This window comes from uncultured Oribacterium sp. (genome assembly GCF_902481605.1).
GTDB lineage: Bacteria > Bacillota > Clostridia > Lachnospirales > Lachnospiraceae > Oribacterium > Oribacterium sinus.
Map to the genome: position 1 here is coordinate 1 of NZ_CABSXI010000051.1, position 15,100 is coordinate 15,100.

Below are 15,100 nucleotides of genomic sequence, written 5' to 3' on the forward strand. Positions count from 1 at the left end.
GTAGCAGGGGCTTATAGCCCCGAGCAAACCACCCGTTTGACGGGTGGTAGTGATTTTTTCTTGGATATAATGAGAGAAATAAATATTCTCTAGCGGCAAAAAAACAAGAATGGTCTTCCATCTTTTTGAGAAAGGACGGTGTTTATGGACGAAGACAGGATTTTACACAAAAATTTGACTTTGATTTTTTGCTATGTGCTGGCAGTTCCGGTGGCATTTTCTTGGACTATTGCTACGTTGACGGGGAAAAATCTTCTTCCTCTATTTCTCCTGGCCTTGTTTATTCCTTATCTTTTCTACCTTCGTAGGGTACAGGGAGCTTTATATCCGCAGGAAGAACAGGAAGAAGCCGGAAGAAAAGCTATTAGTAAGCGGGGAAAAGAGGGGCTTGTTTTTATCGGCTTAGTTTCTCTCTCTATGCTGATCGTGTTTCTAAGCTTAATCAATATGGATGTTGCGTTTTTAGGATTGATTTTAGTGAAAGTACTAAGCTTTATAGGAGGCGGTATCAGTCTCTATCGCTGTTCTCAACGCTATTTAGAGAGAAGCTCAATGACTAAGCCCCTTTTGGCCTTATTCTTCTTTGTATTTTTGGCGCATAGCTATGAAATATTGCTTTGGATGTCCTTTAAGGCCAGTGTTCTGCTTTTAGAGTTAGGATTTTAGGATTGTCGTTTTATAAAGGTCGGCAGAAATAGTTTAACTATTTTTCGCCGGCCTTTTTTCGCTGAATGGACGTCTACTTTTCTTGACTGCTACACAATCATTATGAAATCTTGGAAAAGTGTCAAAATCAAGCCAAAAATACCTTGGAAAAGTGTCAAAATTGGCTTGAAAATACCTTGGAAAAGTGTCAAAATATAAGTCAAAATACCTTGGAAAAATGTCATTGGCCGGCTTAAGAGAAATGACTTATGGCGCTGTTATGCCGGATTTTGGAGAAAAGATGCTGAAAAGAAAAATTGAAAAAGACCTTTTGCATTGGATTACGAGTGGAGAAAAAGCCTTACTGATTTATGGTGTTCGTCAGGCAGGAAAGACCTATATTATTCGAGCATGCCTAGAGCAGTCAGGATGTGATTATGTTGAGTTTAACCTTATTAGACAATCGGAAATAGTGGATATTTTGCGTGAAGCGAATAGTATTGATGATCTTATTTTAAAGCTGTCTTTGTACAGCAGTAAGAAGATAATTCCCGGAAAAACAATCATTTTCTTTGATGAAATTCAGCGATACAAAGAAATTGTTACAAAGATAAAGTTTCTTGTAGAGGATAAGCGTTTTCGCTATGTCTTATCGGGATCTTTGCTAGGAATAGAACTGGTTAATTTGAAGTCAGCACCGGTAGGATATTTGCAGACTCTAAAAATGTTTCCCCTTGATTTTGAAGAGTTCCTTCAAATCTTTAATGTTGAGGATAAAGTATTAGAGAGGCTTCGCAGTTCCTTTTTATCCAAGACTCCGGTAGATGAAGTATTTCATCAAAAAATAATGGAGATATTTAATTTGTATCTCATTATAGGGGGGATGCCTGCTGCTGTGGAGCAATATCGTAAAACAGAAAATATAGATAATGTCATAGAGGAACACAGAGCCATTATCGAGCAATATAAGTTAGATTTTACACAATACGAGGAAGAGAATCGGAAATTATTACTTACGCAAATTTATGAACTGATTCCTGCGGAATTAAATGAAAAAAATAAGCGTTTTAAGCTTACGGATATTAAGGCGAATCTTCGATTTGAAAGAGTTTCTGATAGTTTTACATGGCTTTGGAAGGCCGGAGTTGCATTGCCAACTTTTAATACAACAGAACCGACAGTTCCACTTTTGCTAAACGAAAAAAATACTTTATTTAAACTGTTTTTGTCCGATGTGGGTTTGCTCACAAGCCTGTATGGAAAGTCCTGTAAATTAAAAATTGTTAGTAAAGAAAAAGATATCAATAAAGGCTCCGTATATGAAAATGTGATTGCTCAGGAGCTTTGTGCACATAATTATCCCTTGTATTATTATAGTAATAAGAAAAAAGGAGAACTGGACTTTATTATTGAGCATGCAGAGGAAGTGCTTCCCATTGAAGTAAAAAGCGGAAAGGATTATGAGAAACATTCCGCTTTGGATAACGTATTACGTGTTCCGGAATATGGCATAAAAAACGCATACGTTTTTACAAATGATAATGTAAAAACAATAGGGCGGATTAGCTATTTTCCGATCTATATGGTGATGTTTTTAGAAGAGAAATCCATTGACTTTGTAGATATATCTTTGGATAAGTATAGGCTGTAATTAGTGGAGCAATAAGAAGGTATTGGGAATATTCCCATAGAAATGTTATGCTTATACCGATTGTTTTACATTATGCTTTATGAATTGGAGGAAAATATGAAATTTACCGAATTTCCCTATGAGAGAATTGATTTTGATAAACTGAAGGCGGATTTTTTGGAGCTTTGCGAGGGGGTAGATAAGGCTCAGTCCGGGGAGGAGCTTTTTGCCCTGCATCAGAACTACTATAAGCTGGTGGATGATGTGATGACGGAAAGTGTGATTGCCAGCATTCGAAACGACATTGACATGACGGATCCATTCTACGAGAAGGAGAGAGCCTTTTACGATGCCAATATGCCCATTTTCCGAAATCTCTTAGTGGACTACCAGATGCGGGTTTACCATTCTCCCCACAGAGCCTATATGGAAGAGAAGCTGGGGCATGTAGCCTTTAAAAATATGGAGCTGGCACAGAAGGCGGTGGACATTTCCCTGATTCCCCTGATGCAAAAGGAAAATGAACTGACCACCGAATACGGTAAGCTTCTGGCTTCTGCAAAGATTCCCTGGGAGGGAGAAAACTTAAACCTTTCTCTGATGACACCCTACCTTACCGCAGAGGATAGAGAGGTGCGTAAGAAGGCATGGAAGGCTTATACCAAGTTTTTTGAGGACAATGCAGAGAAGCTGGACTCCATTTACGATGCCTTGGTAAAGAATCGTACCGAGCAGGGGCAAATGCTGGGCTATCCGGATTTCACGGAAATCGGCTATGCCAGAATGAACCGAAACTGTTACGGAGAGCGGGAGATTGCTTCCTTCCGTCAGCAGGTAAAACGGGATTTGGTGCCATTTGTCCAAAAGCTTCATGAGAGAAGAAGGGAGCGCCTCGGGCTGGACAAGCTCTATTACTACGACGAAGGAGTATTTTTCAAGGAGGGAAATCCTGCCCCCATCGGCACACCGGAGGAAATCATGGCAGCAGGGCAGAAGATGTATGATGCTCTTTCTCCGGAAACCGCAAAGTTTATGCAGGATATGATGAAAATGGAGCTATTCGATGTGCTGGGCAGAAAGAACAAGAGAACCGGCGGCTATATGGAAATGCTTCCCAACTACCACATGCCCTTTATCTTTGCCAACTTCAACGGAACAGCCGGGGACTGTGATGTAATTACCCACGAGTGCGGACACGCCTTCCAGGGCTATATTACGGCGGATTTGCCTATTCATGAGCATAATCAGTTGACCATGGAAACGGCGGAAACCCACTCCATGTCCATGGAGTTTTTTACCGAGCCTTGGATGGATTTATTCTTCGGTACACGGGCAAAGGACTACCTGTCCATGCATTTTGAAGAGTTTTTGATGTTTATCCCCTACGGCACCATGGTGGATGAGTTCCAAAACATTGTGTATAAGAATCCGAAAATGACTCCGAAGGAGAGAAAGCTGCTTTGGAGAACTCTGGAGCAGGAATATAAGCCACATTTGGATTATGCAGACAATGCTTTTATGGAAGAGGGCGGTTTCTGGCAGAAGCAGCACCACATTTATGACCTTCCTTATTACTACATTGATTACTGCATTGCCGGCATCAATGCCTTACAGTACAAGGCTTGGATGGATAAGGATTTCCAAGGGGCTTGGAAGAGCTATATGGACTTCTCCAAGTACTCCGCATCCCTTTTCTTTACAGAACTGGAGGAAAAGGTGGGCCTGATGAATCCCTTTAAAGAGGGAACCATTAAGAAGATCGTAGAGGATTTGGAGAAGAATCTTTAAATCTAAGCGAGAAAAGACTTCTTCGAAAGATGCCGTAAAGCAGGCTATATCTCTCTTGAGATTTGATGAATAGCATCAGATAAGGAAAGAAAATGAAGGATAAATCGAAAGAGGGGCGGAACCTTTCCGCTTCTCCTTTAGAAAAATATTTTCAGCACTACAATGAAAAAAATCTCCTGCCTCTGCATATGCCGGGGCACCAAAGAAAGAGGGACATGGGTACAGCCCTTCCCTATGCCTACGATTATACGGAGGTAGAAGAGCTGGATAATCTTCATGCTCCGGAAGGGATTTTACAGGAAGCCATGAATCGCACCGCCGCCTACTATGGCTGTTCGGATTGCTTCTATCTTGTAAATGGCAGTTCCTCCGGCTTACAGGCAGGTATTTTCACTCTGCTGGAAGAGGGAGATGAGGTAGTGGTGGCAAGAAATTGCCACCGCTCTGTTTTTTATGCCCTATCTCTCCGAAAGGCAAAGATTCATTTTCTGCTACCGGAGTTTTGGGAGGATTTTTCCTGCTTCGGCTCCATTTCCCCGAAGGAAGTGGAAAGATTGCTTCGGGAGTTTCCAAAGAGCAAGGCTTTGATTTTTACCAGCCCAAGCTATGAGGGAGTGGTCTCCGATGTGGAAGCGATTGCAAGGCTCTGCCATGAAAATGGCCTTTCCTTTCTGGTGGATGAAGCCCACGGAGCCCATTTTTCTCCGAAAAAAGGAGCGTCTTTTCCGGAGTCCGCCATTTCCTTAGGAGCGGATTTGGTGGTGCAAAGCCCCCACAAAACCCTTTGTTCCTTAACCCAGAGTGCCTGGATATTGGGAAACGGACAAAGATACAGTAGAGAAAAGCTGTCTTTTTACCTTTCCGTATTTCAAACCACCTCCCCCTCTTATCCTTTGATGCTTTCATTGGAAAAGGCTACGACACTTTTGGAAAGAGAGGGAGAAGCTTTATTTTTCCATTGGAAGGAAGTGATGGAGAGCTTTCGAGAGAAGGCAAGAACACTTTCCTATTTTACTTTTCTTTGGGAGAAGGAAGAAGCTTGCTTTGCTATGGATTGTACTAAGATTTTCCTACGAGCCCGAGGAATCCCCAAGCTTAGACTGGGGAAGGACTTGGCTAAGCTTCTTCGGGAAGATTACGGCATTGAATCGGAAATGCATAGCGGAGAAAATCTGCTTTTGATGACGGGACCCTTTATTTCGGAAGAGGATATGGATAGATTGTTTTTGACCCTAAAGGATATAGAAAGAAGATTGGGAGATGAGAAGAGACAGAAGCCGGGAGATGAGAGGAGAAAGCAAGCGGAAGAGGAAAGAGGAAAGCAAGCGGAAGAGGAAAGAGGGAAGGAAACGGGAGATGAAATGTCTGAATTGATAGAAGGTTCAGCACAGTCATTACAGTCTAAGATACTATCCTCTGCCCTGTATCAAATTTCTATAGCGGATAATACTTTGCAAATTACAGAAGGGCTAAAAGAGGGGGAGGAGCTTAATCTTCGTGACGGGGAAGGGCGCATTTGCCTGGAATATCTCAGCCTTTATCCCCCCGGAATTCCCCTGCTTTTCTCGGGAGAGAAGCTTACGGCGGAAAAGATTCAAGGGATAGAAGCTCTGGAAAAAGAAGGGATAGAGCTTCAGTATTCCAGACACCGACAGGGGGAGAGCGGAAGGCTTATTTTCCAAAAGCTATAGGGGAAATGTATAGAAGCGTGACAAGAGAGTACATAAGGGTATAAAAATAGGACAATAGAGTATGACAGCAGGAAGGAAAAGAACAGCATGAAGCAGCGTAATCCCTTAAGTCAAAGCTTTTTTCAAGGCAATCGGAAAAATCTATTTATGGCGGTTTTGGGTACCACGGTTTTGTCCGTGGGTATTCTTTCTGTACCTCAACTGATGCAGATTTTGATTGATTTCCTATCCGGAAATCACCGTTACAGTATGCATCAAATCATCCTAATGGCCATAGCGGTTTTACTGATGGTGAGCTTTTCCGGCCTTTGTACCTACTATTTTCGGACGAAGTTCAGCACCAAGGCGGTCTTTCAGTATCGGAAAATGGCTTATCATTATCTGTCCAAAAAGAAGGTGACAGAGTTTTACGGACAGAATACGGCGGTGTATCTTTCCGCCCTGAATACGGATTTACAGAAAATCAAAGAGGATTTTTTGGACCAGATTCCCATACTTTCCCAAATCGTCATTTGCGGCATAGGGGCTGTATTGGTGATGATTCGCTATAATTTCTTTTTAGCCATGATGGCCTGTCTCATTTCCCTGATTCCCTTTTTTGCCGCTCTTTTCTCCGGAAGAAATATGGAGAAGATTGAGGAGAATTTATCCAAGGAAAATGCGGAATATCTGGCTTTTTTGAAGGATTTTGCCGTTGGCTTTACCATCATTAAGTCCTATAAGGTGGAAGGAATCTTTTCTGCCCTTCACGATAAAATCTGCCAAAAGGTGGAGCATCGCATGGAAGAGCGGGAAAAATGCGTAGAGAAAATCAATTACTTTGCCGCCATTTCCGGCTATATCACCCAGTTTGCCATTTTGCTCCTATGCGCTGTTGTGGCCTATAGAAGCAAAAGCATTTCCGTGGGAACTGTGCTGGCCTTTTCTCGACTGATTAACTATATCATTGATCCGGTGACAGAGCTTCCGGGAATGCTCAGCAAGGCAAGAACCGCCTATGCCCTTTCCGAACAATTTTGGGAGAAGATAGAAAAAGGGGAGCAGGAGGAACAGCAGGAACAGCAGCAGAAGAGCAGTGAAATTGTTCAGGACGGTTATCATCAGCATACCGACACAGACTCCCATGAGAAAGCCCTTCCCATCCCGTCTTTACAGGGAGATATTTGCTTCTCCCGTCTTTCCTTTTCTTATACTCCGGAAAAGCAGGTTTTGAAGGACTTTACTCTGCGGGTAAAGGAGGGAGAAAAGCTGATCCTTCTGGGAGCTTCCGGTTCAGGAAAGTCCTCCATTCTAAAGCTTCTTATGGGGATCGAGCGAAGTCAGGGGGGAGAGATTTCTATTGGAAACAGGCAACTTTCTACCCTTCCCGAGGAAAGCCTCTTTCGTTCGATTTCCTATATTCAACAGGAGGTCTTTATTTTTGACGGCAGTATTTATGAAAACATCACGCTCTTTCAAAAATACAGTGAAGAGGAGATGGAGCTGGCCATTGAAAAGTCCGGTTTAAAAAATCTGATTTCGGAGAAAGGTTTGGATTATCCTTGTGGGGAAAATGGAGCGGCCCTTTCCGGAGGAGAACGGCAAAGAATCAATATTGCCAGAAGTCTCCTTCGAAAAACTCCTATCCTCCTTGCGGATGAGATTACCGCAGCTTTGGATAAGGAAAATAGCTATCTGGTATTGGATTCCCTTTTATCCTTGGAGAATATCACGGAGATTTTGGTGCTTCATGACTTGGATTCCAGAATTTTAAGTCGTGTAGATAGGATTTGTGTGTTAAAAGAAGGGGAGATTGTAGAGGAAGGAATCTTCTCTGAACTGATGGAAAAGAAGGGATACTTTTACTCGCTCTTTATGATGGAGCAGTAAGGATATTTTGTGCCATTTTCATGAAATGTGAGAAAAAGGCAAAAAGTGGCTCATGAAATGTGATAAGTGTCTTAAATCGGCTACAATTTGTAGCCGGTTTATCCTGGAACATATTAAAGAAGAGTGCAATACCCCCTTCCCCCATCTCCCTGTTGACAAGTCTAGCTTTGTCCCATAAAATTAATTTTACGAATAAATTAAGACTTGCGAAGAGGGACTAGAAAGAAAAAAGGGGATGCTAGGAGCAAGATTCCCCAAGATTTCAGGAGGAAGACAATGGGGCTTTTGCAGAATTTCTCGAAACCCAGAGGATTTTTTGGGAGAGTCATTAGCCTATTAATGAATTATGGAGAGCATGCCAAGCTGGGGCACTGGGGCATGTCTTTTGTGGAACTGCCGATTCAGGCGGATATTTTGGATTTGGGCTGCGGGGGAGGCGGCAATCTGGAACGGTGGTTGGAGCGTTATCCGGATGCCCATGTCAGCGGCATTGATCATTCCCCGGTATCTGTTTCCATTGCGGAAGGCTGGAATGAAAAGGCGATTTCGCAGGACAGATGCGAGGTGATTTTAAGCGGAGTGAATAAGCTTCCCTTTCGAAACGACAGTTTTGATGCGATTTCCAGCTTTGAAAGCATTTACTTTTGGAAGAGCATGGACAAAGCTTTGGCAGAAGCGTATCGGGTATTAAAGCCGGGAGGGGTACTTCTTCTGGCGGTTACCCATGATAAGGAAAGTAAGTGTTGCTCCATGATTAAGAAGATTCATGGTGCAAAGCTTTATGATGAGGCGGAATTGAGGGCTTATCTGGAAAATGCCGGTTTTCTGAAGTTTCGTTATATCCGGGCAAAGAAGAAGCCTTGGCGTATTGCTCTTTGCCGAAAGGGAATACCGGTGGAGTTATAATTTTGAGAACGGGATTTGTAATCCGTTATACTTCTAAAATACCTGAGGGGGAAACGCTTCCGGTATTTTGAAATTTGACAAAGCGGGGGGGATTCCGTATAATGCCTGTATTCTTTTCAGTTGAGGAAAGAGACAAGAAGGGGAAGAACATGGACGAAGACGGGGACGCGGATAACGGAAGTCCTAAGAATCATATAGCAAAAAGGTATAGTGTGTAGGACACGCTATACCTTTTTCTGCAGTTCATTTTTCTAGTATTCCCGGAACAAAAAACTATTCCAAGGATTTTGGAGTTAAGGAGGATTTTTAAACACAACTATGATTGGTCGAGTCATACTCTTGTTTGTACTGATTTTCATTAACGGATTTTTTTCCTGCGCGGAAATTGCGGTTTTGCAGATGGGAGAGGGAAAAATAAGAAAGCTTGCGGAGGACGGAAGCCTAAATGCAAAGCATCTTTTAAAGCTTGTGGAAGAGCCTTCCCGCTTTTTGTCCACCATTCAGGTGGCGATTACTCTGGCGGGATTTCTCTCCAGTGCCTTTGCGGCAGAGAGCTTTGCAGGATATTTGGACAAGCTTCTGGTAAAGCTTCCTATCCCCAATACGGAGAGCATGATGCACCCCCTTTCTATTGTGCTGATTACTCTGATTCTATCTTATATCAGTATTGTTTTCGGAGAGTTGGTGCCGAAACGCCTGGCGCAGGTATATAAAGAGCCTATAGCGCTTTTCATTGCTCCGGTACTGCGGATTGTGTCTATTATTTCCATGCCCATCGTTTTCTTTCTTTCCGCATCCACCAATGCGGTACTGAAGCTTCTGAAAATCGACCCGGAAAGAGATATCAATGCCGTTTCCGAGGAAGACATTTTGATGATGATCGATGAGGGAATGGAAAGCGGCATCTTTGAATCCAGTGAAAATGAGTGGATTCAAAATGTGTTTGAATTTAAAGATCTTACGGTGGAAGACGTTTGCACCCACAGAACAGATGTGGCTATGCTTTATATTGAGGATACGGACCGGCAGTGGAGACATACCATCCATGAAAACCGTTTTGCCAGCTACCCGATTTGCGGTGAGGACAATGACGATATCATCGGTGTCTTGAATACCAAGGATTATTTCCGCCTAAACGACTTAAGCAGACCGAATGTTATGCGGAATGCAGTGGATCGCCCCTTCTTCATTTCTCAGAATATGAAGGTTTCCGACCTTTTCAAAATCATGCAAAAGGAAAGAAAGTACTATGGGATAGTGCTGGATGAGTACGGCGGAATGACGGGAATTGTTACCCTCCATGACCTGATTGAGGCCTTGGTGGGGGACCTTCATGAGGAGGATGAGCTTCCGGAGCCGGAGCCTATTGAGCAGATTTCAGAAAACGAGTGGAGTATTCTCGGTTCTGCGGATTTGGAGGATGTGAATGAAGCCCTGAAGATTCATCTGGATTTAGAGGCTGCGGATACCTTCGGCGGTTATATTATGGGAATCATCGGCATGGTGCCGGAGGACGGATCCTCCTTGCACTTGGATACGGACGGTCTGAGTATCGATGTGGCGGAAATCAAGAACCACCGTATCGGAAAGACTATCGTACACAAGGAAGAGACGGAAGAGGAAGAAGAAAAGGAAAAATAAGACCCGCTGCATCACGATAGGAAAAATAAAATTTTTCAAAATTCCTTGACAGGAGAAAACAAGAGACTAAACTAAAGAAGTTAGACATAGCTAATGAATTTAAGCTAAACTTGTTTTCAGAGAGGAAGAACAGCATGGGAAATTTTGTCATCTTGGCACTGGTAGGCGTAATTATCGTTTTTGCGGTAAGAAGTGTCATTAAAAGAGGAAAAAATGGTTGTTGCGGCGGAGGAGAATGCAGTGTGGATTCCGTAAAGGTTTCCGACAAGGTGGAAGGACATTATCCTTTTAAAGCCATGATTTCCGTAGACGATATGCATTGCGGAAACTGTAAGAAGAAGGTGGAAAATGCCTTAAATGCCATTGCCGGTGTCTGGGCTACGGTGGATTTAAGCAGTCATACAGCGGAAGTGCGGATGAAGGAAGAGCACAGCGAGGAAGAGCTTAGAGAGCATATCAACAAGGCGGGATACGGAGTTTCTAAGGTGGAGTTTTCCAAGTAAGATTACTGAAATTAATCTTTATAGGATTTTTCGGGGGAGATTTTTTAAATGGAATTTCCGAATGGAATTTCCGAATGGAATTTCCAATTTTTTTCTAAAGTGAAATTTCTTAATTGATGTTCAAAAAGGGCGAAGAGAGGAAGCGTTGCTTTACTTTCTGTTCGCTCTTTTTTCTTTCTTTCACGGAAGGAAAATCTTTCCACATCCGAAGGAGGAATCTTTCGACATCCGGAGGGGGAATCTTTCGTTAAATCATGGAGATATCCCTGTAAGTATGTTAGAATAAAGAAGTTTGAGGGAAAAATCTTATAGAGAATTTCAAATCAAAATCTTTCGGAATAGGAGTGTTTGAAAGATGGAAGAAAAGAAAAAACAGGAAGAGAAGAAGGAAGAGATTCCGGTTCGTTTACTGGAACGAAAGCTCCGCTACAAGGGCTCGGTGCTGGAGGTCTATGAAGATACGGTGGATGTGTCCGGTCATGTGACCCACTGGGACTTTATTCATCATATGGGAGCCGCGGCGGTACTTCCGGTCTTAGAGGACGGAAGGCTTCTCATGGTTCGGCAATACCGTCATGCGCTGTCGCGTTTTACCCTGGAAATTCCGGCGGGAAAGCGGGATAGTGAAGAGGAAGACTTTCTTCTTTGTGCAAAGAGGGAGCTGGAGGAGGAAACAGGCTATAAGAGTGAGGCTTTAGAGCTTCTTCTTTGGGTCAATACCACGGTGGCTTTTTTGGATGAGAAGATTGCCATTTATCTTGCCAAGGATTTGAAGAAGGGACAGCAGTGCTTTGATGAAGATGAGGAGATCTTCTTGGAGGCTTGGGCGCTGGAGGACTTACTGAAATTGATTTCGGACGGGAAGATGACAGACAGCAAAACTGTGGCGGCCATTCAGGCCTATGCCATAAAAAACTTGAGGGGAGAACTATGAAAAGAGAGCATTTAGCAGATTATGTATTGTCCATTCCGGATTTTCCGGAGAAGGGAGTAATCTTCCGTGATATTACTTCTTTGATTCAGGATCCGGACGGATTGAAGGATTCCGTAGATGGCTTAATCCGGTCTTTAAAGGATGTGGATTTTGATCTTGTCATCGGTCTGGAAAGCCGGGGCTTTATCTTCGGAACAGCCATCGCCTATGAGTTGCATAAGGGATTTGTGCCGGTACGAAAGAAGGGAAAGTTGCCCAGAGAGACGGAATCCATTGCCTATGATTTGGAGTATGGCCAGGCTGAGGTGGAGATTCACAAGGATGCCATTCAGAAGGGAACCAAAGTCGTTATCGTGGATGACTTAATCGCGACAGGAGGTACTTTGGAGGCGGCCTGCAAACTGGTGGAGCGTCTTGGGGGAGAGGTAGCCAAGATTTCCGTGGTTATGGAGCTGGCCGGATTGGAAGGCAGAAAGAAGCTTGAAAACTATTCCTTGGAATCCCTCATTTGCTACGAAGGAAAATAAAGCTTTAGGAGAATAGGATGAGTGAGGAATTAACCCGGGAGGATGTGCGGAAAATCGAGGCGGAGATTCAGAAAAGAAAGCTGGAGATTCGTCCGAAGCTGATTGAGGCGGTGAAGGAGGCCAGAGCCCAGGGAGACCTGTCGGAAAACTTTGAATACTATGCCGCCAAGAAAGAGAAGAATCAAAATGAATCCCGGATTCGTTATTTAGAGCGGGTCTTAAAGTTTGCCAAAGTGATTTCCACAAAGTCGGAAGATGGCGTTGTGGGAATTAATGACACGGTGGTGGTGTATTTTCCGGAGGATGAAGAGGAAGAGTGCTATCGTCTGGTCACCTCCATTCGAGGGCAATCCCTGGAAGGAAGAATTTCCAATCAGTCTCCTTTAGGAAAGGCACTGATGGGAAAGCGTGTGGGGGAGGAAGTGGAGGTTTTCCTGGAAGGGGGAAGCAGTTATACCGTTTTGATTCGCAGTATTGAAAAAACAGGAGAAAAAGAGGAAGAGGAAATCCGAAAATTCTAGGATTTCCTCTTCCTTTATTCTTAATGATTGTCTCTCGGGTAGTTTGCAATATCCTGTTTTTACCGAGTGTACCTCGTGTAGTATGCGGTATCTCATTTTACCCGAGTATCCCTCCCTTGGATTTTCCATTCTGTTTCTTATGCTTTAGCCTGTTAAGGAGGTATCCTCTGCCATTAACATGGATTCTTCCTTATCCAAAGCCACGAAATCCGCATGACGGTACAGATAGTCCATCAAATCTCGACGTTTTACAATGCCGATAAAGTGTCCCAGGTCATCCACCACCGGTACAAAGTTTTGGGTAAGAGAACGAGCAACCAGTCCCTCCATGGAACTGTTGATTCCCACCGCCTCAAAATGCTTTCGCATAGGGATATCCTTTACCAGTACCTTCTCCGCCTCTTTCAAATCCAGATTCAGTTGATTCTTAATTTCCCAAAGAAGATCCCCTTCCGTCAGGGTGCCGGCAAATTTTCCGTCTTTACTTAAGACGGGAATGGCTGAATACCGGTGAAACTCCATTTTCTCCAAGGTATTTCGTAAACTGTCTTCTTCCTTTACGTATGCCACGTCACATTTTGGAGTAAGAAAGAAAAGTATATTCATGCTTGGGACCTCCTGTCATTTTCTGCTCATAGAATGGGACAAAAAGAAAATATCCTTTTGCCCAAGGTAGTATATCGGCAAGAAAGAAAAAGAGTATGAACTTTTCTTTATAATTTTGTAAAAAAAGAAGAATACTTATACATTTTCATCTTATACCGATAGTACTATATTTCTTGTTTCTACTATAAAAAAAAGATATGTACGAATTGTGACAGGCTTATTAAAACTTCCTGCAAATAAAGACTTAAATTTTTTGAATACTTCGATTTTGACAAGGAAGAGGAGACAGGGTAGAATACAAGAATAGTGACAGATTGGAGTAAGTATGACAGATAAAAAGGAAGACAAGCCCTTAGAGAGGCCAAGGGATAATACCCCTCCTGAGGAGCTTTTAAAGATACTTTTGGCAAATGTTCGTTCTTACCATCCTTCAGATGACCTTTCCATGATTGAAAAGGCCTATGAGGTGGCGAAGGAACAGCACAAGGACCAGAAGAGAAAGTCGGGAGAACCCTATATTATTCATCCCCTCTGTGTAGCCATCATTTTGTCCGACCTGGAAATGGATAAAGAAACCATTGCAGCGGGACTCTTACATGATGTGGTGGAAGACACGGGGATGAGCCTTAAGCAGGTAGAGGAAATGTTCAATCCGGATGTTGCCGTACTTGTGGACGGGGTTACCAAGCTGACCCAGTTAAATCTAAATACCGATAAGGTTGAATTGCAGGCGGAGAATCTCAGAAAGATGTTTGTATCCATGGCCAAGGATATCCGGGTCATCATCATCAAGCTGGCGGATCGCTTGCATAATTTGCGTACTTTGGAATACCAGAGTCCGGAGAAACGAAAGGAAAAGGCCAGAGAATCCTTGGAGATTTATTCTCCCTTAGCGGACCGTCTGGGTATCAGCAAGATTAAGATTGAGATGGACGACCTTTCCTTGAAATACTTGGAGCCGGAAGTTTATTACGATCTGGCGGAGAAGGTGCATTTTAAAAGAGAGGTTCGGGAAGAGCGAATCGACAAGATTGTGCAGGAAGTGCGGGAGCATATCGAAGAGTCCGGCATCAGGGCCAATATCAAGGGACGAATCAAGCATTTCTTCTCCATTTACAAGAAGATGGTCAATCAGAACAAAACCATAGACCAGATCTATGATTTGTTTGCCATCCGTATTATCGTGGATACGGTGAAGGACTGTTATGCGGTGCTGGGCTTTATTCATAAGCTTTACACCCCCATCCCCGGGCGCTTTAAGGACTATATCGCCATGCCTAAGCCCAATATGTACCAGTCCCTTCATACTACGGTAATCGGAAAGGACGGAGTGCCCTTTGAAATCCAGATTCGTACCTTCGAAATGCATAGAACCGCGGAGTTCGGTATTGCCGCCCACTGGAAATATAAAGAAGAGGGAGGCTCTGAGAATAAGGCCACTGAGAATGAAATGACGAAAATGAAGTGGCTCAGCGAAATCCTGGAGTGGCAGAAGGATGAGTCCGACTCCAAAGAATTTATGAAGATGGTAAAGTCCGACCTTTCCCTCTTCAATGAAAGCGTGTACTGCTTTACTCCCACAGGAGACGTGAAGAATCTTCCGGCGGGCTCCACCCCTATCGACTTTGCTTATTCCATCCACTCCGCTGTAGGAAATAAGATGGTGGGAGCCAAGGTCAACGATAAGCTGGTGCCCATTGAGTATGTACTTCACAATGGAGACAGAGTAGATATTATTACCAGCCAGAACTCCAGAGGACCTTCCAGAGATTGGCTGAAAATTGTAAAGTCCACCCAGGCGAAAAATAAGATTAACCAGTGGTTCCGCCACGAGCAAAA

General features: G+C 43.4%; 13 protein-coding genes. 12 read left to right on the plus strand and 1 reads right to left on the minus strand.

What is annotated here, in order from left to right; translation table 11 throughout:
* The first annotated feature begins 144 nt into the window (after positions 1-144).
* The 11 genes from RDQ32_RS08435 (at position 145) to greA (ending at position 12,655) form a co-directional block, all read left to right on the plus strand.
* Positions 145-666, plus strand: a complete 522-nt coding sequence (locus RDQ32_RS08435) for a hypothetical protein (protein WP_007157628.1) — start codon at positions 145-147, stop codon at positions 664-666.
* Between the two features lie 184 nt (positions 667-850).
* Positions 851-2,296 carry an ATP-binding protein gene (locus RDQ32_RS08440; protein WP_242650901.1) on the plus strand — a complete coding sequence of 482 codons (1,446 nt, stop codon included), beginning with the start codon at positions 851-853 and terminating at the stop codon, positions 2,294-2,296.
* A 96-nt stretch (positions 2,297-2,392) separates the two neighbouring features.
* Positions 2,393-4,063, plus strand: coding sequence for a M3 family oligoendopeptidase (locus tag RDQ32_RS08445; RefSeq protein WP_040649347.1), 1,671 nt, complete (start codon positions 2,393-2,395; stop codon positions 4,061-4,063).
* 92 nt (positions 4,064-4,155) lie between these two features.
* Complete coding sequence (locus RDQ32_RS08450) at positions 4,156-5,754, plus strand: aminotransferase class I/II-fold pyridoxal phosphate-dependent enzyme (protein WP_007157624.1); 1,599 nt, start codon at positions 4,156-4,158, stop codon at positions 5,752-5,754.
* An 87-nt stretch (positions 5,755-5,841) separates the two neighbouring features.
* Complete coding sequence (locus RDQ32_RS08455) at positions 5,842-7,623, plus strand: ABC transporter ATP-binding protein (protein WP_308580005.1); 1,782 nt, start codon at positions 5,842-5,844, stop codon at positions 7,621-7,623.
* Positions 7,624-7,899: 276 nt separating this feature from the next.
* On the plus strand, positions 7,900-8,529 hold the full coding sequence (locus RDQ32_RS08460) for a class I SAM-dependent methyltransferase (protein WP_308580006.1): 630 nt from the start codon (positions 7,900-7,902) through the stop codon (positions 8,527-8,529).
* 318 nt (positions 8,530-8,847) lie between these two features.
* Positions 8,848-10,170, plus strand: a complete 1,323-nt coding sequence (locus RDQ32_RS08465; protein ID WP_308580008.1) for a hemolysin family protein — start codon at positions 8,848-8,850, stop codon at positions 10,168-10,170.
* A gap of 134 nt (positions 10,171-10,304) precedes the next feature.
* Complete coding sequence (locus RDQ32_RS08470; RefSeq protein WP_308580009.1) at positions 10,305-10,673, plus strand: FeoB-associated Cys-rich membrane protein; 369 nt, start codon at positions 10,305-10,307, stop codon at positions 10,671-10,673.
* A 355-nt stretch (positions 10,674-11,028) separates the two neighbouring features.
* Positions 11,029-11,607, plus strand: a complete 579-nt coding sequence (locus RDQ32_RS08475; RefSeq protein WP_308580011.1) for an NUDIX hydrolase — start codon at positions 11,029-11,031, stop codon at positions 11,605-11,607.
* On the plus strand, positions 11,604-12,134 hold the full coding sequence (locus RDQ32_RS08480) for an adenine phosphoribosyltransferase (protein ID WP_308580012.1): 531 nt from the start codon (positions 11,604-11,606) through the stop codon (positions 12,132-12,134). Before RDQ32_RS08475 ends, RDQ32_RS08480 begins: the two co-directional genes overlap by 4 nt.
* Before the next feature lie 17 nt (positions 12,135-12,151).
* Entirely contained in the window at positions 12,152-12,655 is a 504-nt protein-coding gene (gene greA, locus RDQ32_RS08485) for a transcription elongation factor GreA (protein WP_308580013.1), read from the plus strand.
* Between the two features lie 144 nt (positions 12,656-12,799).
* Here greA and RDQ32_RS08490 read toward each other — a convergent pair whose 3' ends face one another.
* Complete coding sequence (locus RDQ32_RS08490; protein WP_007157615.1) at positions 12,800-13,261, minus strand: CBS domain-containing protein; 462 nt, start codon at positions 13,259-13,261, stop codon at positions 12,800-12,802.
* Positions 13,262-13,586: 325 nt separating this feature from the next.
* Here RDQ32_RS08490 and RDQ32_RS08495 point away from each other — a divergent pair.
* Positions 13,587-15,100: RelA/SpoT family protein (locus RDQ32_RS08495; protein WP_308580014.1), on the plus strand; the 1,514-nt coding region annotated here is incomplete at its 3' end.